General features: G+C 71.2%; 15 protein-coding genes. 9 read left to right on the top strand and 6 right to left on the bottom strand.

Annotated features, from left to right (window positions below; genetic code table 11):
• Positions 1-44 precede the first annotated feature (44 nt).
• Positions 45-692 carry a bifunctional 4-hydroxy-2-oxoglutarate aldolase/2-dehydro-3-deoxy-phosphogluconate aldolase gene (locus tag AC1Q49_RS10010; protein ID WP_060960385.1) on the bottom strand — a complete coding sequence of 216 codons (648 nt, stop codon included), beginning with the start codon at positions 690-692 and terminating at the stop codon, positions 45-47.
• A gap of 95 nt (positions 693-787) precedes the next feature.
• Here AC1Q49_RS10010 and AC1Q49_RS10005 point away from each other — a divergent pair, with 95 nt between their 5' ends.
• Both AC1Q49_RS10005 and AC1Q49_RS10000 read left to right on the top strand, forming a co-directional pair.
• Positions 788-1,588 (top strand): DeoR/GlpR family DNA-binding transcription regulator, encoded by an 801-nt coding sequence (locus AC1Q49_RS10005; RefSeq protein ID WP_061782311.1) that lies wholly within the window; start codon positions 788-790, stop codon positions 1,586-1,588.
• A complete protein-coding gene (locus AC1Q49_RS10000; RefSeq protein WP_101305735.1) occupies positions 1,585-2,889 on the top strand; it encodes a chloride channel protein in 1,305 nt (434 codons plus the stop codon). Before AC1Q49_RS10005 ends, AC1Q49_RS10000 begins: the two co-directional genes overlap by 4 nt.
• Positions 2,890-2,910: 21 nt before the next feature.
• Here AC1Q49_RS10000 and AC1Q49_RS09995 read toward each other — a convergent pair whose 3' ends face one another.
• From AC1Q49_RS09995 to AC1Q49_RS09985, 3 genes are read right to left on the bottom strand one after another with little or no spacing between them, the layout of a single operon-like run.
• Positions 2,911-3,489 (bottom strand): TetR/AcrR family transcriptional regulator, encoded by a 579-nt coding sequence (locus tag AC1Q49_RS09995; RefSeq protein WP_101305736.1) that lies wholly within the window; start codon positions 3,487-3,489, stop codon positions 2,911-2,913.
• Positions 3,482-4,330 carry an alpha/beta fold hydrolase gene (locus AC1Q49_RS09990; protein WP_492491937.1) on the bottom strand — a complete coding sequence of 283 codons (849 nt, stop codon included), beginning with the start codon at positions 4,328-4,330 and terminating at the stop codon, positions 3,482-3,484. Before AC1Q49_RS09990 ends, AC1Q49_RS09995 begins: the two co-directional genes overlap by 8 nt.
• A 53-nt stretch (positions 4,331-4,383) precedes the next feature.
• Complete coding sequence (locus AC1Q49_RS09985; RefSeq protein WP_492491935.1) at positions 4,384-6,120, bottom strand: alkaline phosphatase family protein; 1,737 nt, start codon at positions 6,118-6,120, stop codon at positions 4,384-4,386.
• A 38-nt stretch (positions 6,121-6,158) separates the two neighbouring features.
• Here AC1Q49_RS09985 and AC1Q49_RS09980 point away from each other — a divergent pair, with 38 nt between their 5' ends.
• Positions 6,159-6,812 carry a hypothetical protein gene (locus AC1Q49_RS09980; protein WP_492491933.1) on the top strand — a complete coding sequence of 218 codons (654 nt, stop codon included), beginning with the start codon at positions 6,159-6,161 and terminating at the stop codon, positions 6,810-6,812.
• Here the strand turns inward: AC1Q49_RS09980 and aceB are convergent.
• Both aceB and aceA read right to left on the bottom strand, forming a co-directional pair.
• Positions 6,791-8,440, bottom strand: coding sequence for a malate synthase A (aceB, locus tag AC1Q49_RS09975; RefSeq protein ID WP_492491931.1), 1,650 nt, complete (start codon positions 8,438-8,440; stop codon positions 6,791-6,793). The genes AC1Q49_RS09980 and aceB overlap by 22 nt on opposite strands.
• A gap of 36 nt (positions 8,441-8,476) precedes the next feature.
• On the bottom strand, positions 8,477-9,793 hold the full coding sequence (gene aceA, locus AC1Q49_RS09970; RefSeq protein WP_060960402.1) for an isocitrate lyase: 1,317 nt from the start codon (positions 9,791-9,793) through the stop codon (positions 8,477-8,479).
• A 138-nt stretch (positions 9,794-9,931) separates the two neighbouring features.
• Here aceA and AC1Q49_RS09965 point away from each other — a divergent pair, with 138 nt between their 5' ends.
• The 6 genes from AC1Q49_RS09965 (at position 9,932) to AC1Q49_RS09940 (ending at position 17,755) form a co-directional block, all read left to right on the top strand.
• Entirely contained in the window at positions 9,932-11,413 is a 1,482-nt protein-coding gene (locus tag AC1Q49_RS09965) for a helix-turn-helix transcriptional regulator (protein ID WP_101305740.1), read from the top strand.
• A gap of 170 nt (positions 11,414-11,583) precedes the next feature.
• Positions 11,584-12,846: an extracellular solute-binding protein gene (locus AC1Q49_RS09960; RefSeq protein WP_191007986.1), complete on the top strand. Its 1,263-nt coding sequence runs from the start codon at positions 11,584-11,586 to the stop codon at positions 12,844-12,846.
• A gap of 5 nt (positions 12,847-12,851) precedes the next feature.
• Positions 12,852-13,805, top strand: a complete 954-nt coding sequence (locus tag AC1Q49_RS09955; protein ID WP_101305741.1) for a carbohydrate ABC transporter permease — start codon at positions 12,852-12,854, stop codon at positions 13,803-13,805.
• Between the two features lie 12 nt (positions 13,806-13,817).
• Positions 13,818-14,678, top strand: coding sequence for a carbohydrate ABC transporter permease (locus AC1Q49_RS09950; RefSeq protein ID WP_060960395.1), 861 nt, complete (start codon positions 13,818-13,820; stop codon positions 14,676-14,678).
• Positions 14,679-14,710: 32 nt separating this feature from the next.
• Positions 14,711-16,591, top strand: coding sequence for a glycoside hydrolase family 3 protein (locus tag AC1Q49_RS09945; protein ID WP_492491927.1), 1,881 nt, complete (start codon positions 14,711-14,713; stop codon positions 16,589-16,591).
• Positions 16,592-16,621: 30 nt separating this feature from the next.
• Positions 16,622-17,755, top strand: a complete 1,134-nt coding sequence (locus AC1Q49_RS09940; RefSeq protein WP_061782315.1) for a LacI family DNA-binding transcriptional regulator — start codon at positions 16,622-16,624, stop codon at positions 17,753-17,755.
• Positions 17,756-17,832 lie beyond the last annotated feature (77 nt).

The following is a 17,832-nucleotide window of genomic DNA, read 5'->3' as shown; positions in this document are numbered from 1 at the left end:
GACGGGCGGCGTCGCCCGCGCGGGAAGGGCCCGCGGGGGACGGGTCAGTGGCGCGCGTCGCGGATCGCGTCGAGGAAGTCGGTCGCGGCCCGGGTCACGCGCAGGTAGTCGCCGTCGGCGCGCGCCGCCTTGGTGACGGCCGAGCCGACGCCCACGGCGAGGGCTCCGGCGTCGAACCAGTCGCCGACGTTGTGCACCGTCGCGCCGCCGGCCGGCAGCACCGGGGTCTGCGGCAGCGGTGCCAGGACCGTGCGGAGGTAGTCGGGGCCGGCGATCTCGGTGGGGAACAGCTTGACGATGTCGGCGCCGCTCTCCATCGTCTGGACGAACTCGGTCGGCGTGAAGGCGCCGCTGATCGTGGCGACCTGGTAGCGGTTGGCCAGGCGGATCATCTGCGGGTTGAGGTTGGGGCTCACGAGCAGCCGGGCTCCGGCGGTGATGGCCGTGAACGCCGCCTGCTCGTCGAGGACCGTTCCCGCCCCCACGGCGATGCCGTCGTCGGCGAACTCCTGCGACAGCGTGCGGATGACATCGAAGGCGCTCGGGACGGAGAGCGTCACCTCGAGTGCGCGGATGCCGCCGGCGACGGCTGCCCGCGCGACGGCGAGGGCCTCGTCCGCCGAGTCCAGGCGGATGATGAGCAGGGCGCCGGTGTCGGCGATGGCGTGGAGGACTTCGTGTTTGCGTAACATCGATGCACACGGTAGCACAAGAATTCACATGTAGTAACAATCTCGAACGTGCGTGTACCGCGGGCGGTCGCGGGACCGCCCTAGAATCAGACGACATGGCCAGCGATCCGCCCCTCATCCCCGAGCAGCGTCAGCACGAGCTGCTGCGGCTGCTGCGCGGCGCCGGTGCCCTCAGCATCCGCCATCTCGCCGAGCTCCTCGGCGTCTCGCACATGACGGTGCGCCGCGACATCGTCGTGCTCGAATCCGAGGGACGCGTCGTGTCGGTGCAGGGCGGCGTGCGCCTCACGGAGCGCGCCGGCACCGAGACGCCTCGGGAGCGCACCTCGCGCGCCGTGCTCGAGCTTCCCCGCAAGAAGGCCATCGCCGGCGAGGCGGCCGCGTTGGTCGTCGACGACAGCGTCGTCTTCCTGGATGCCGGGACCACCTGCGAGGCGCTCGTGCCGCATCTGGCGCTGCGCAGCGGGGTCACCGTCGTCACCAACGACTTCTTCGCCATCGCGACGCTGCGCGACTACCCCTCGATCCAGACCATCCACACCGGCGGCACCGTCGACGCCGCCAGCGGATCCGCGACGGGCCCGCTGGCCGCCGCGACCCTCGGCGCGCTCGCCGTCGACGTCGCCTTCCTCAGCACGGGCGCGTGGGACACGACCCACGGCGTCACGACCCCGGAGCTGGACAAGGTCACCCTCAAGCGCGCCGTGCTCGACGCCGCGTCGGTGTGCGTGCTCGTCGCGGACAGCACCAAGTACGGTGCGAGCGAGCGCTTCAAGGTCGCGCCGCTGGATGCCTTCGACGTCGTCGTCACCGATGACGAGCTCGACGAGGTGGCGGCCGCGGAGCTTCGTGAGCGCGGCGTCGAGGTGCGGCTGGCGCCGATGGCGGCGCCGTGACGGCCCGTACGCGGCCGCGTGGGGAGCGCTCGCGCGCCCGCCGTGCCGGTCTGTGGGCGCTGGTCCGGCTGGGCGTCGCCACCGCCGCGGTCGGCGTTGCGACCGGAGTGGCCGTGCTCCTGCTGGTGTGGATCGTGCACACGGTCGAGCACCTCGTGTGGGGAAGCGCCGAAGGCCCCTTCCTCGACGGCCTGGCCCTTCCCTCGCCCTGGTGGCTCCCGATCGTCAGCCTCACCGCCGCGGGCGTCATCGCCGCCGGGGGCTGGTACCTGCTGCGCCGGTTCGGCCGGCGCATCGCGAGCGTCGAGGAGGGCGTCGCGGGCACGCGGATGCCGGTGTGGGAGACGCTCGCCGACACCGTCATCCAGGTGACCTCGGTCGGTCTGGGCGCCTCGATCGGCAAGGAGGTGGCGCCGCGGGAGCTGTCCGCGATGGCGGGCTCCACCCTCGTGCGGTGGTTCGGCATCGACGCGCGCTGGCGGACCATCCTCATCGCGTCGGCAGCCGGCGCGGGTCTCGCCGCCGTCTACAACGTCCCCCTCGCGGGCGCCCTGTTCGCGATCGAGATCCTGCTGGCGCGGTTCAGCGCCGGGGCCGCCGTCGTCGCGCTGTCGGTGAGTGCCATCGCCACCTTCGTGGCCCGTCCGCTGGTGGCCGACGGATCGCTCTACCAGGTGGCCCCGGTGGAGGTGAACCCCTCGCTGCTGGTGGCGGCGCTGCTCATCGGCCCCCTCATGGGCTGGGGGGCGACGAGCTTCTCCGCGGTCACCGCACGACTGTCGCGCCGGCGACCCACCGGGTGGCGGCTGCTGCTCGTCCTCCCGCTGACGTTCGCGGCGGTGGGCGTCGTGGGCTCGTTCTTCCCCCTGCTGCTCGGCAACGGCCGGGCGCTGGCGACGGCCGGGTTCGATCTCACGCAGCCGGCGCTCCTGCTGCTCGCTCTGGCGGTCCTGAAGTACGTGGTCACGGCGATCTCGTTGGGCTCGGGTGCGATCGGCGGCACCCTGCAGCCGTCCGTCGCGATCGGTGCGTCGCTCGGCGCCGCGGCCGCGGCGGGGTGGGCGTTCATCTGGCCGGGCGCCGACGCGACCGCCCTGGCGATCGTGGCGGCGGGAGCCTTCCTCGCCGCCAACATGAGGGCGCCCTTCACGGCCATCGCGCTGATCATCGAGTTCACGGGCACCGGTTTCACCCTGCTCCTGCCCATCTTCCTGGCCGTCGCGGGCGCGCTCGCCGCGTCGCGACTCGTCGGCGGAGGCGGTCTGGGCCGCTTCGCGCCGATCGATCCGGGACGGGAGTGACTCCGCCCCCGGCGAGAGCTCTCAGCTCGACCAGGTCGACAGCATCCGATCGAGCCCGGCGATCAGCCGCGCGAAGCTCTGCTCCACGCTGACCGGCATCGCGAACCCGCCGCCGTTCTCCAGCGCGCAGAACCCGTGGAGCGCGGCGCGGAGCGCGCGGGTGGCGTCGACGAGCTGATCGTCGTCGGCGATGTCGTAGCCGCGCAACGTCGCCGAGACGACCTCCTGCACCTCGGCGGCGGCGCGCGCGTGCGCGTCGTCGCGGCTCTCGCCGGGCAGCGGCGCCCGCTGGGTCGCCGCGTAGCGCCCCGGATGCCGCAGCGCATACGACCGGTAGGTGCGGCAGAGCCGGTCGAGCGCCTCCGCCCGGGAGACGCCGACGGCCGACATCCGCAGTTCGTGTGCGAGCTCGCGGGTCGCCGCCGTCGCGACGGCGGTGCGCAGGACCTCGAGCGAGGCGACGTGCTTGTACAGGCTCGGGACCTTGACACCCGCCCTCGCGGCGACCTCCGCGAGCGTGAGAGCCTCGCTGCCGACGTCGTCGATCGCCTCGAGCGCGACGGCGACCACGGCGTCGGGGGTGAGCCCGGCCCTAGGCACCCGTCACCTCGCGGCAGAAAGCGACGAGCGCCGGGGTGACCCTCTCGGGATCCTCGGCCTGCGGGTAGTGCCCGGCCCCGTCGATCAGCTCCACGCGGGCGTTCAGGCGCTCGGCGACCCACGCTGCCTCCGCCGCAGGGTCGCGGAAGTCGGGATCGGCGGTTCCCATCACGACCAGCGTGGGGGCCGTGACCCGGGGCAGGCGTTCCTCCGCCGGGGTGTGGTCGGTCCGCGTGGTGCGCACGAAGGCCGCAGTCGCCCCCGGTCGCGTCATCGCCGCGCGGATGGCGTCGCGGTGCGCGGCGAAGTCGGCGGGGAGGCGGCCCGGGTAGAGCTGGGGGAGATAGGCCAGCCAGGCGCCGCGCGCCCACGGGCGCTGCATGAGCAGGCGGAAGAGTGCGGCGGCGACCGGGTTCGTCGGGGCGTTGCGGACGAACGGGCCGATCAGCGCGAGGGCGCGGACGGCCTCGGGCGACTCGGCCGCCGCCCACACCGCGGCGCCCGCCGCCATCGAGGTGCCGACGACGACCGCCGGGGCCCCCAGGTGCGCGATGAGCGCGAGCACGTCGCTTCCGGCGGCCGCATCGTCGTAGGCGGAGAACGTGGCGTCGGAGTCTCCGTGGCCGCGCAGGTCCATGACCGCCACGCGGAAGCCGGCGGCGCGGAGCGCGGGCACGGTGTAGCGGTACGCGGCGGCGATCTCGCCCATCCCGGGGACGCAGACGACCAGCGGTCCTTCTCCGGTGAGGCGGTAGGCGACGCGTCCCTCGGGGCGGCGCAGGTGATGGATGCCGAGTCGCGCGAACGCGGCGGCGGCGGTGTCGTTCGGGCTTGTTTCCATAGCCCTAAAGCTAATGACATTAGCCATACCTGTCAACCCTGCTCCGTCGACGGTCAGCGCACCTCCGCGTCGGTCGTGCCGAACAGTCCGTCGCCGTGCTCCACCAGCGCGTCGAACGCCTCGCCGTAGGTGGTGGGGATGACGGCGTCGCGGTTGAAGCGCGACATCAGCAGCCCCACCAGTCCGCGCGCGGGCGACGTGAGCGGCCGCCGTTTGTGCGTCGCGGTGGTCTGCTCGGCGACCGCCTCGGGGTTGGGCGGTCGCCACAGCGACGACGGCTGCGGCCACGTGTAGGGCTGGCGCGGCACCGTGAGATTGATCGCGTTGAAGACGGGGTTGGCCCCGGCATCCCTCGCGGTCAGCGGCCGGAGACCGTGGAGGCGGCAGAGCGTGTTGATCACCGAGCCGTGGTGCATCTCGTCGTGGATGACCGTTCCCGCGGCGGTGTAGGCGCTGACGACGATCGCCGGCACCCTCAGACCGAGTCGGTCGAAGCGGAAGCCCATCTCGCCGGGCTCGCCCGATCCGGGCGGAGCTGCGGCGGGCGGCGCCACATGGTCGAAGGTCCCTCCGTGCTCGTCGAAGGTGATGACCAGGGCCGTGTTCATCGCGTTCGAGCCGCCGCGGGTGCGGCTCGTGCGGATCGCGTCGTAGACGTCCTGGATGAGCTTGTCGCCCGCGCGCACATCCGACACGGCGCTGTTGTCGATCTCGAGCGTCGACCCGTCGTCGAGGGTCAGGGTGCCGTCGCGCAGCTCGCCCCAGGGCGGATGCATGTCGTTGTGGTTGAAGATCATGCGGGGCTCGATGAACGAGTACGCGGGCAGCGTGCCCTGCGCGGCGTCGGCGTAGAACTGGCGCATGTCCCGGAAGTGCGTCTTCCAGTACTGCTCCAGCACGGGCGCGTGCAGCATCCCGGTCAGCGACACGAGCTGCGTCGGGTCGTAGTACACCCGCCACGGGATGCCGGCCGCCTCCAGTCGGTTGAAGATCGTCGGTGTCGCCGGCGCCTCGATCCACTTCTCGTAGTCGTCGCCGTCGTGGTTCGTGACGAACCCGTGGGACGTCGACGCGTGGAAGAACGACCGGTTGCAGAAGGTCTGCGACGGCACGGCCGCGAACCACCGGTCGTACACCGCGAACTCGCGGGCGAGGGTCGAGAGCACCGGCAGCATCTCGGGGGCGAAGCCGCCCATCGCGACCGCCACCTCCTCGGCCGTGGGCTCCCGTCGCATGCTCAGCCGGAAGTTCACGATGTAGTCCGTGACGAACCCGCTGTTGGTCGGCTGCATGCCAGCCGGCGGCGCGTTGAACGGATCGGACAGCGGGTGCGTCCGCAGGTCCGCGTTGGACGGCGGGTCGATGACGTCGAACAGCTGCGTGTTCACGTGGGGGTAGGTCTCGCCCGGGTCGGGCTGCGGCTGCTGCATGATCGCGTCGGTGGAGCCGGCGTAGATGTGCGCCGGAACCGGCACGCCGTCGGGTCCCGCGTTGGCGTACGCGCCCTGCGCGATCCCGTCGAACTCGCCCGCCGACTTCTCCTGCGCGCTGTAGAGGTGTCCGAGCACGTTGTCGAAGCTGCGGTTCTCGAACATCACGACCACGACGTGATCGAAGCCCGGCGCGTGGCGCGGGGCGAGCGGCGTGAACTCGGGCGGGTGCACCGTGGCGGCCGTCGTGACCGCCGCCGCCGCGGAGCCGCCGATCGCCAGCCCCGCCACGCCGATCCCCGTGCGGCGCAGGAACTCGCGCCGGCTCGTCCCGGCATCCGGGCCCCGTCCGCCTTCCATCCCCCGATTGTAGGGAGGATGTCGGCTACTCTCTGCCCATGGCTCCGACTCTCCGCTTCGACGGCGCCGCCCGCTACGGGGCGGCCATCGTGCTGATGATGTTCGGGGTCTACCTCGGGGTCGCGACCGACTTCTCCGCGATCGTGCAGTCGGAGAGCTTCGCGGGGACGATCGCCACCGACATCCCCTTCCTGAACGCCGCGCAGTTCCTCCTCGTGCTCGGTGCGATCCTCACCGCGATCGTCCTGCTGCCCACGTCGGGGTGGCGGCGCCTCGGGGCCTTCACGCTGGCCGCCGTCGTGCTGCTGCTGTGGGCCACCTTCGGGCTCCAGCGCGCCGGCGGGAACCTCGTCGAGCCGGCCGACGTCTGGCGCTTCGTCCTCAACCAGGCGATGGTGATGCTGATCGCCGGTGTCGGAGGCTGGCTGATCGCCCGGGGACGCCACCCCCTGTCGTGGATCGTGCTGGTCCTCGCGATCATCCCCGCGCTGGTGACGCCGGTCATGACCCAGCACAGCTTCCCGAGCGGAGCGATCGCCCTGATCACGCAGGCGATGACCGCCGTGATCGGGTTCGGCGCGGTCTGGCTCGCGGCGGTGATCGACCGTGCCCAGGGCGGACGCACGCAGACGGGGGCGGATGCCGCGGCATCCGCCCCCGCCTCCGACGCTCAGTCCTCGTCGGTCAGGTAGTCGGCGTAGGCCCCGAGCGTCAGGAACGTCGGGAAGTCCTCGCCCAGCGCGACATCGCGGAAGATGGCCGCCGCGTCGTCGAACCGGTCGCCACGGTCCTCGGCGGAGACGGGGCGCCGTTCCACCTCGCCGAGCACCCGCTCGATGAGGCCCTCCACGTACTCGCGCGTGATGCGGGTGCCGTCGTCGGTGGTGCGGTCCTGGTGGATCCACTGCCACACCTGGCTACGGCTGATCTCGGCGGTCGCGGCATCCTCCATGAGGTTGTCGATCGCGACGGCGCCGAGGCCCCGCAGCCACGCCTCGATGTAGCGGATCGCCACCGACACGTTGCCGTACACGCCCGCCGCCGTGACCGGCAGACCGATGTGCACGTCGATCAGCTGCGATGCCCGGACGTTCACCTCGGGCCGCTGGCGGTCGATCTGGTTCGGGCGCGCGCCGAGCACCGCATCGAACTCCGCCTGCGCCACCGGGATCAGGTCGGGGTGGGCCACCCACGTGCCGTCGAAGCCGTCGCCGGCCTCGCGCTTCTTGTCCGCGGCGACCTTCTCGAACGCCTGGGCGGTCACCTCGGGGTCGCGCCGGTTGGGGATGAACGCGCTCATGCCGCCGATCGCGAAGGCCCCGCGCTTGTGGCACGTCTTCACGAGCAGTTCCGTGTAGGCCCGCATGAACGGCACCGTCATCGTCACTTGGCTGCGGTCGGGCAGCACGAAGCGCGCACCGCGGCCGCGGTAGTTCTTGATCATCGAGAAGATGTAGTCCCAGCGCCCGGCGTTCAGGCCCGCGACGTGCTCGCGCAGCTCGAACAGGATCTCCTCCATCTCGAACGCGGCCGGCAGCGTCTCGATCAGCACCGTCGCGCGGATCGTGCCGTGCGGGATGCCGATGTACTCCTCGCTGAAGGTGAACACGTCGTCCCACAGCTTCGCCTCTTCGGCCGACTCGATCTTCGGCAGGTAGAAGTAGGGGCCCACGCCGTTGTCGATGAGGCGCTGCGCGTTGTGGAAGAAGTACAGGCCGTAGTCGACCAGCGAACCGGATGCCGCGAGGTCGCGGCCGGCGCGGTCGGTGTAGCGGATGTGCTTCTCCACCAGGTGCCAGCCGCGCGGGCGCATCACGATCGTGGGCGTGCGCTCGGCGGTGACGCGGTACTCCTTGCCCTCGGGGCTCGTGTACGACAGCTGCCCGCGGATCGCGTCGAACAGGGAGAGCTGACCCTCGATGACGTTGCGCCAGGTGGGGCTCGTGGCGTCCTCCTGGTCGGCCAGCCACACCTTCGCCCCCGAGTTGAGCGCGTTGATCGTCATCTTCGGGTCGGTCGGGCCGGTGATCTCGACACGGCGGTCCTCCAGGCCCGGGCCGGCGCCGGCGACCGTCCAGTCGGCGTCCTCGCGGATGTGGGCCGTGTCGGAGCGGAACTGCGGGTCGTGCCCGTTGCCGATCTCGAAGCGGCGCCGCATCCGGTCGGCGAGCCGGTCGTGGCGGCGGCCGGCGAAGCGGACGTGCAGCTCTGCGAGGAACGCGATCGCCGCGGGCGTGAGGATCTCGTCGTAGCGGTCGCGGATCGGTCCCGTGATGGTGATGGTCGATGCGGGCGCGGTGCCCGTGGCGGTGGGAGTCATGGCCCTGCTCTTTCTGTGTCGTGTGGGGTTGGGTGCTCAGTGGAACTGTTCGGCCTCAGTGGATCCCACCAGAGCCAGGGTCGCGCTGTCGGGGTTGAGCGCCGTGGAAACGACGTCGAAGTAGCCGGTGCCCGCCTCGCGCTGGTGCTTGGTGGCGGTGTAGCCGCGGGCCTCCGCGGCGAACTCGGCTTCCTGCAGCTCGACGTACGCGCTCATGGCGCGCTCGGCGTAGCCGGAGGCGAGATCGAACATCGAGTAGTTGAGGGCGTGGAAGCCCGCGAGGGTGATGAACTGGAACTTGTAGCCCAGGTCGGCCAGCTCCTGCTGGAAGGTCGCGATCTGCTCGTCGCTGAGGTGGCGCTTCCAGTTGAAGCTCGGCGAGCAGTTGTAGGCGAGCATCTTGCCGGGGAACCGCTCGTGGATCGCGCTCGCGAACGCGCGGGCCAGCTCGATGTCGGGCTCGCCCGTCTCCACCCACAGCAGGTCGGCGTAGGGGGCGAAGGCCAGGCCGCGGCTGATGACCGCCTCCAGGCCCGGACGCACCCGGTAGAAACCCTCGCTCGTGCGCTCGCCGGTCGTGAACTCCTGGTCCCGGGGGTCGACGTCGCTCGTGAGCAGGTCGGCCGCCAGCGCGTCGGTGCGGGCGATGATGACGGTCGGCACGCCGGCGACGTCGGCGGCGAGCCGAGCCGCGTTCAGGGTGCGGATGTGCTGCTGCGTGGGCACCAGCACCTTGCCGCCGAGGTGGCCGCACTTCTTCTCGCTGGCGAGCTGGTCCTCCCAGTGGATGCCGGCGGCACCCGACTGGATGAGCGACTGGGCGAGCTCGTACGCGTTGAGCGGGCCGCCGAAGCCGGCCTCGGCATCCGCGACGATGGGCGCCAGCCAGTCCTGCGTGAGGGTGCCCTCGGTGTGCTCGATCTGGTCCTGGCGGATCAGCGCGTTGTTGATGCGGCGGACGACGGCGGGCACGGAGTTGGCCGGGTAGAGGCTCTGGTCGGGGTAGGTCTGCCCGGCGAGGTTGCCGTCGGCGGCGACCTGCCAGCCGGAGAGGTAGATGGCCTTCAGGCCCGCGCGCACCTGCTGCACCGCCTGACCGCCGGTGTACGCGCCGAGCGCCCGGATGTAGTCCTCGGTGTGCAGGAGGTTCCAGAGGTTCTCCGCGCCGCGGCGGGCGAGGGTGTTCTCCTCGCGGACGCTGCCGCGCAGGCGGACGACGTCCTCCGCGGTGTAGGTGCGCTCGACGCCGTCCCAGCGCGGGTCGGTGTCCCAGATCTCCTGCAGCTCGGCGGCGGTCTGCGTCTGGTCGCCCGCGCGGAGGGGCGGCTGACCGGGGGTGGCCTGGATCGTCATGGTGCTCTCCTTCATCGGATGCCGGGGCGGGGCCGGCGGTGGCTCGTGTCTCCACTGTGGGTGAAGTTTGAGGCCAGGAGTAACCAAATCGAATGTGAAGATTGATCGAAGTTCACGTTCTGTGACACAATCCCGGACATGACGAACGTCGATGTTCCCTTCGCCGACCTCTCGGGCGCCGCCGACGACGAGGCCGACGCCCTCACGATCGGCCGGCGCATCCGGCAGCTGCGCACCGCCCGCGGCATGACCCTCGACGAGCTCGCGGCGGCCGTCGAGCGCGCGCCGAGCCAGCTGTCGATGATCGAGACGGGCAAGCGCGAGCCCAAGCTCACCCTCCTGCGCACCATCGCGAAGGCCCTCGGGGCGACGGTCGACCAGCTCCTCGAGGCGGAGCCGCTGGACGAGCGCGCCACCCTCGAGATCGCCCTCGAGCGCGCCATGAAGGGCCAGACGTTCCGGGCGCTCGGCATCGAGCCGTTCCGCATCGGCAAGTCGGTCCCCGACGACGCCCTGCGGGCGCTGCTCGCGCTGCAGGGGGAGATCGAGCGGCTCGGCGACGAGCGTTCCGCCACCCCGGAGGAGGCGCGGCGGGCGAACGTGGAGCTGCGCCACCTCATGCGACGGCAGGACAACTACTTCGCCGAGCTGGAGGAGCACGCCCGCGGCATCCTGCGCGCCGTCGACCACCCCGGAGGTCCGCTCACGCAGCGCACCGCGTCGGACATCGCCGCCCATCTGGGCTTCTCCCTGCACTACGTCGCCGACCTGCCGGCGTCGACGCGGTCGGTCGCCGACATCAAGCACGGGCGGCTGTACCTCTCGAGCACGGTGCCCGCGAAGGGCGACTCGCGCACGGCCGTGCTGCAGGCGCTCGCGAGTCGCATCCTCGGCCACGCCGAGCCGCGCTCGTACGCCGAGTTCCTGCGCCAGCGCGTGGAGACGAACTACCTCACGGGGGCGCTGCTGATCCCCGAGGATCACGCGGTCCCGGTGCTCCACGACGCGAAGTCGCGCCGCGCGCTGTCGATCGAGGACCTCCGCGATGCGTACTCGGTGTCGTACGAGACCGCGGCGCACCGCTTCACCAACCTGGCCACGCGTCACCTCGGCATCCCGGTGCACTTCCTGAAGGTGCACGAGTCGGGGACCATCACGAAGGCGTACGAGAACGACGACGTGAACTTCCCCTCCGACCGCCTGGGGGCCATCGAGGGGCAGATGTGCTGTCGCCGCTGGACGAGCCGGGTCGTCTTCGACATCCCCGACAAGTTCAACCCGTACTACCAGTACACCGACACCGGCAACGGCACGTTCTGGTGCACCGCGCGCGTGGAGGCCTCGAGCGAGGGCGCGCACTCGGTGTCGGTGGGGGTGCGCTTCGACGACACCAAGTGGTTCGTCGGGCGCGAGACCACCAACCGCGGCGTCTCGCGCCATGCCGTCGAGGTGTGCTGCCGCCGTGCTCCCGCCGAGCTCGAGTCGCAGTGGCGCGACCAGGCCTGGCCCAACGTCCGCACGCCCCGGACGCTGCTGGCGACCCTGCCGACCGGCTCGTTCCCGGGCGTCGACACGACCGACCTCTACGAGTTCCTCGAGGCGCACGCCCCGCGCGACTGAGCGGCTCGCCGCTCTGTCGGCGAGAAACCGTTCTCGCACCGAGAAACGCCGCGCGCCGTGGTGTCTCGGTGCGTCGATGGTGTTTCGCGGGACACTGTCTTGACGAAGGTTATGCGCATAAGTAAAGTGGCCAGCGACACCGCAGCGGGTGTCCCGTTCGAGGAGGAACCATGAAACATGTCCGGCTGGGAGCCGTCGCTCTCGTCGCCATCGGCGCGCTCGCGCTCGCGGGATGCGGTCGCGCAGACGACGCCGCGAGCGCACCCGACAGCGCCACGACCATCGGAAGCGAGCCGGCCACCGGCACGATCACGATGTGGGCGATGGGTGCGGAGGGTGAGGCGCTGCCCGACTTCGTGAAGACGTTCGAAGAGGCCAACCCCGGCGTCACCGTCGAGGTCACGGCGATCCCGTGGGATGCCGCGTACAGCAAGATCCAGACCGCCATCGCCGGCGGCACGACGCCCGACATCGCCATGATGGGCTCGACCTGGATGGCCGACTTCGCCGACGCGTTCCAGACCGTGCCGACCGACCTCGACACCTCCGGGACCTTCCCCGGCGCCGTCGCGTCGACCCAGGTGGGCGACCGCATGACCGGGGCGCCCTGGTACGTCGACACCCGCGTGCTCTACTACCGCACCGACCTCGCCGAGAAGGCGGGCTGGACCACGGCCCCCACCACGTGGGACGAGCTGAGCCAGATGGCCGCCGACATGCAGTCCAAGGCCGGTGCCGAGTACGGCATCCGTCTGCCGGGCGGCAACGACTCGTTCCAGGGCACGCTGTGGATGCCGTGGTCCAACGGCGCTTCGCTCGTCGACGGCGATAAGTGGACCGTCGACACGCCGCAGATGGTGGAGGCGTACGAGTACTACCAGAGCTTCTTCCAGAAGGGCATCGCCAACCCGGCGGCCGACCGCTCGTCGGGCGCGCAGGAGGCGGACTTCGTCGCCGGCACGACCCCGATGCTCATCGACGGGCCGTTCATGATCGGCTCGCTCGAGAAGGTCGGCGGGGAGGGCTTCTCCAGCAAGTTCACCACCGCCGTGCTGCCCACGAAGGAGTCGTCCACCTCGTTCAGCGGCGGCGCGAACCTCACGGTCTTCAAGAACTCGAAGAACGCGCACTCCGCCTGGAAGCTCGCGCAGTGGCTGACCGACCCGACGACGCAGGCGCAGTGGTACGAGAAGACCGGTGACCTGCCCGCCGTCCAGGCCGCGTGGAAGGAGCAGGCCCTCGCCTCGCAGCCGACGCTCGCCGCGTTCGGCACGCAGCTCGAGACCGCGAAGTCGGTGCCGGCGACCACGACGTGGGTGCAGGTCGCCGCCGCGGGCGACGCCGTGCTCGAGAAGGTGCGCCTGGGCACCCAGAGCCCTGCAGACGCCATGAAGGAGCTGCAGAGCAAGGCCGACGCCCTCGGAATGGGCTGATCGAGATGACGCAGGCATCACTGGCCGCGACCGGAGCGGCCGCCGCCGTCTCCGGCCGCGGCCGTGGTCGCCGACCCGGGTCGTCCCGGCGTCGGCGTCAGGGATGGATCGCGTGGGGGTTCGCGCTCCCGTTCGTGATCGTGTTCGCGGTCTTCATGATCGTGCCGATCGTCGGCTCGTTCGCGATGTCGTTCACCGACTTCCGCGCGCAGGACATCCGCTCCCCGTTCGCGGTCGACTTCGTGGGCCTCGATCAGTACGTCAAGGTGCTGACCGACCCCACGTTCCTGAAGTCGATGGGCGTGACGGCGACGTTCGTCGTCGTCGGCATCCCCGTGACGATGGCCGTCGCCCTCGCACTGGCGCTCGCCCTGAACTCCGGCGGCGGGCGCATCGTCTCGTTCCTGCGCGTCGGCTTCTACGCACCGGTCGTGACGAGCATCGTCGCCGTCGCGGTGGTGTGGCGCTACATCCTGCAGCCGGACGGGCTGCTCAACAGCGCCCTCGCCGTCGTCGGCATCCAGGGGCCGGACTGGCTGAACGACACCACCTGGGCGCTGCCGTCGCTCATCGCGATGGCGGTGTGGCGCAACGTGGGCACGCTGATGGTGATCTTCCTGGCGGGCCTGCAGGCCATCCCGACCGACGTCAAGGAGGCCGCCATGATGGACGGCGCCTCGGCGTGGCGGCGCCTCACCGCGGTCACGCTGCCGATGCTGCGCCCGACGCTGCTGCTGGGCGCCGTGCTCATCTCGGTCGGCTTCCTGCAGTTCTTCGAGGAGGCCTTCGTGATGACCCAGGGCGGCCCGCTCGATTCGACCCTGTCGGTCGCCTATTACACGTTCAAGCAGTTCGGCTTCGGGCAGTACGGCGTCGCCTCGGCGGCCAGCTACATCCTGTTCCTCGCGATCGCGCTGCTGAGCCTGCTGCAGTTCCGGCTGCTGCGGACGAAGGACTGAGAGGACCCCGCCATGACCGCTCCTGTCACCGCCCGCCCGACGCGGCGCGCGCGCCGCGCCGTCACCGGCCGGGCCGTCACCTACACCGTGCTCGTCGTCGGCCTCATCGTGTGGATGCTGCCGTTCGCCTGGATGCTGCTGGGCTCCGTCAAGACCCAGGCCGAGATCCTGCAGCGCCCGCCCACGTGGTGGCCGCGCGAGTTCACGTGGGACAACTTCGCCCAGTGGTTCGGTCCGCTCGACATCGGCCGCTTCTTCACCAACAGCATCGTCGTGGCACTGCTGACCGTGCTCGGCAACCTCGTGTTCTGCTCGATGGTCGGCTACGCGCTGGCGAAGATGGACTTCCCCGGCAAGAAGATCCTGTTCGCCGTGGTGCTCGTGACGCTCATGGTGCCGGGCGTCGTCACCTTCGTGCCGCTGTTCGTGATGGTCTCCTCGCTCGGGCTGACCAGCAGCTACGCGGCGCTGATCCTGCCGTTCATCACGACGCCGCTCGGCGTGTTCCTCATGCGCCAGTTCATGCTCGGCATCCCCGACGAGCTCATCGAGGCGGCGCGCATCGACGGGGCGGGGGAGCTGCGCATCTTCGCCCGTGTCGTCATGCCGCTGTGCGGGCCGCCGCTGGCGACCCTCGGCATCCTCACCTTCCTCGCGTCGTGGAACAACTTCCTGTGGCCGCTCGTCGCGGCCCAGACCGAGAACATGTACACCCTCCCGGTGGCGCTCTCGCTGTACTCGACCGGACAGAACGCGACCGACTACGGCCTGCTGCTGGCGGGGTCCGTGCTCGTGATCGCGCCGATCCTGCTGCTGTTCGTCTTCCTGCAGCGCTACTTCATCCAGGGCGTCGCCACGACCGGGCTCAAGTGAGCCCCCCGCGACCCGCCTCGAGAAAGAGAATCATGACCCCCACGTATCTCACCGCGCCCGACGGCACCCGCTTCCGCGACCTCAACGGCAACGGGGTGATGGATCCGTACGAGGATCCGCGCCGCAGCGCCGACGAGCGCGCCGCCGACCTCGTGGCCCGGATGAGCCTGGAGGAGAAGTGCGGGCTGATGTTCCAGACCGTCATCGAGGTGGGGGAGGAGGGCGAGCTGCTGGAGGCGCCCGGGCGCATCTCGAAGTCGCCGACGACCACGGTCGTCCGGGGCAAGCACATGTCGCACTTCAACGTGCACGCCATCCGCTCCGCCCGGCAGGCCGCCGTCTGGAACAACAACCTGCAGGCCCTGGCCGCGCAGACTCCGCACGGGGTGCCCGTCACCGTCAGCACCGATCCGCGGCACGCGTTCGTCGAGAACACCGGCGTGGGCTTCGCCGCCGGGCCGTTCTCGCAGTGGCCGGAGGGTCTCGGACTGGCGGCGATCGACGACGTCGAGACGGTGCGCCGGTTCGCGGACGTCGCGCGCCAGGAGTACCGCGCCGTCGGCATCCGCGCCGCCCTGCACCCCCAGATCGACCTCGCGACCGAGCCCCGCTGGGGGCGGCAGGCCCAGACCCTCGGGCAGGATGCCGCGCGGGTCGCCGAGTTCACCGCCGCCTATCTGCAGGGCTTCCAGGGTGACGCGCTCGGACCCGACAGTGTCGCGTGCACGACAAAGCACTTCCCGGGCGGCGGTCCGCAGAAGGACGGCGAGGACGCGCACTTCCCGTACGGGCGCGAGCAGGTCTACCCGGGCGGCATGTTCGAGTACCACCTGGAGCCGTTCCGCGAGGCGATCCGCCGCGGCACCGCCGCGATGATGCCGTACTACGGCATGCCCATCGGGCTGGAGCGCAACGGGGTGCCCATCGAAGAGGTCGGCTTCGGCTACAACCGGCAGATCGTCACGGACCTCCTCCGCGGCGAGCTCGGCTTCGACGGGGTCGTCGTCACCGACTGGGAGCTGGTCAACGACAACCACGTCGGCGACCAGGTGCTGCCGGCGCGCGCCTGGGGCGTCGAGGAGCTGTCGCCGAGCGAACGCATGCTCAAGATCCTGGATGCCGGGGCCGACCAGTTCGGCGGCGAGGAGTGCGTCGACCTTCTCATCGAGCTCGTGCGCGCGGGGCGCGTCGACGAGGCCCGCATCGACGTGTCCGCGCTTCGCCTCCTGCGCGTGAAGTTCCAGCTGGGCCTGTTCGACGACCCGTTCGTCGACCCCGACGAGGCGGAGCGCATCGTCGGGAACGCGCAGTTCCGGGCGGAGGGGGAGCGCGCGCAGGCGCGTTCGCTGACGGTGGTGCAGAACCGTCCGACGCCGGGCGCGGATCACCCGGTGCTGCCGCTGAGCGGAGCCGGACGCCGGGTGTACGTCGAGGGGTTCCGCCCCGAGGACGTCGCCGAGCTGGGCGAGATCGTCGCCGACCCCGCCGACGCGGATCTCGCGCTCGTGCGCCTCGGTGCGCCGTTCGAGCCGCGCGACGACCTCTTCCTCGAGGCGTGGTTCCACCAGGGTTCGCTCGAGTTCCCGCCCGGCCGCGTCTACCGGATGCGGAGCATCGCCGCGCACTGCCCGCTCGTGCTCGTGGTCAATCTCGACCGTCCCGGCATCCTGACCCCGTTCGCGGCGTTCGCGTCGGCGATCGTCGTCGACTTCGGCAGCTCGTCGCGCGCGGTCGTCGACGTGCTCACGGGCCGCATCGCCCCCGAGGGGCGCCTGCCGATCGAGCTGCCGCGCTCGATGGATGCCGTGCGCGCCTCCCGCGAAGATGTACCGTCGGATACGGGCGACCCCCTCTTCCCGGTCCACTTCGGCCTGGAGCTGCCGATGCGGGTCGGAGGCCGCGCCGACGCGTGAGGCGGCCGTGGACACGAGGAGGGGCTGCGCATGAGTGACGCCGGCTCGCGTCGCCCGACGGTCTACGACGTCGCGCAGGAGGCGGGCGTATCGATCGCGTCGGTGTCGTTCGCCTTCCGCCGGCCCGAGCGCATCAGCGAGGCGACGCGCGAGCGCGTGCTGGCCGCGGCGCGCCGCCTCGGCTACGCCCCGAGCGCCGCCGCCCGTGGGCTCGCGAACGGTCGCACCGGCATCCTGGGCCTGCACGCGTTCGACCTCATGCTCGAGCGGGCCGACCCGAGCGACATCGCGCCGCCGCGGCCCGACACGCGCCGTCCGCCGCTGGATGCCGGGGCCATCATCCCGTGGTCGCAGACAGACGACGAGACGCTGTCCGATCCCCGCGCGTTCCCGCTGTACGTCGACGAGGTCCAGCGCGGCTTCGCGCTGGAGTGCTGGATGCTGGGGCGGCCCGTGGTGCTCTCCAGCGGCTCCGACAGCGACGTCTCGGTGGCCGACACGGCGGGCCGGGTCGACGGTCTGGCGATCTTCCCGTCGCCCGTGCTGCCGACGGCGCTGCTGCGGATGCCCGCGACCATCCCCACGGTGCTGTTCAGCGTCGCCCCGGGCGATGACCCGCACCATCGCGTGCGCGTGGACAATGCGGGCGGCATGAGCGCGCTCGTGGATCATCTCGTGCGCGATCACGGCTACGACGACGTCGCGTTCGTCGGCCGGCAGGAGGGCTTCGACAACGCCGAGCGGTTCGCCGCCTACCGTGCGTCGCTGACCCGCTGGGGTCTGCGCCCGCGCGACGAGCCGATCGACGGGACGGTGCGCGGTCCGCACCGCATGGTCGAGCAGCTGAGCGCGCTGCACGCGAGCGGTGCCCTGCCGCGCGTGCTCGTCTGCGCCACCGATCAGCACGCCCTGATGGCGCTGGACGCCCTCGCCGCGCTCGGCGTGCGGGTGCCCGACGAGGTCGCGGTCACCGGGTTCGACGGCATCCTGGCCGGTCGTCTCAGCACGCCGACGCTCACGTCGGTGCGTCAGCCGATGGAGGCGATGGGCCGCGCCGCCGCGCGCATCCTGGCGGGCACCGCCGGCCCGCTGCCGGAGGGGCAGACGCGCTTCGATGCGGTGTTCGCCCCGCGCGTGGTGATCCGCCACAGCTGCGGCTGCTGAGCTCCGGCCCGCCCTCCTGTCAGGTTCCTATGGATGCCGCCGGGGCGGCGGATTCTTGGCCTTGTCTCAGAGCCGCT

It is taken from the genome of Microbacterium sp. MPR-TSA4, assembly GCF_058792815.1.
This window is presented reverse-complemented; position numbering and strand designations above follow the sequence as displayed.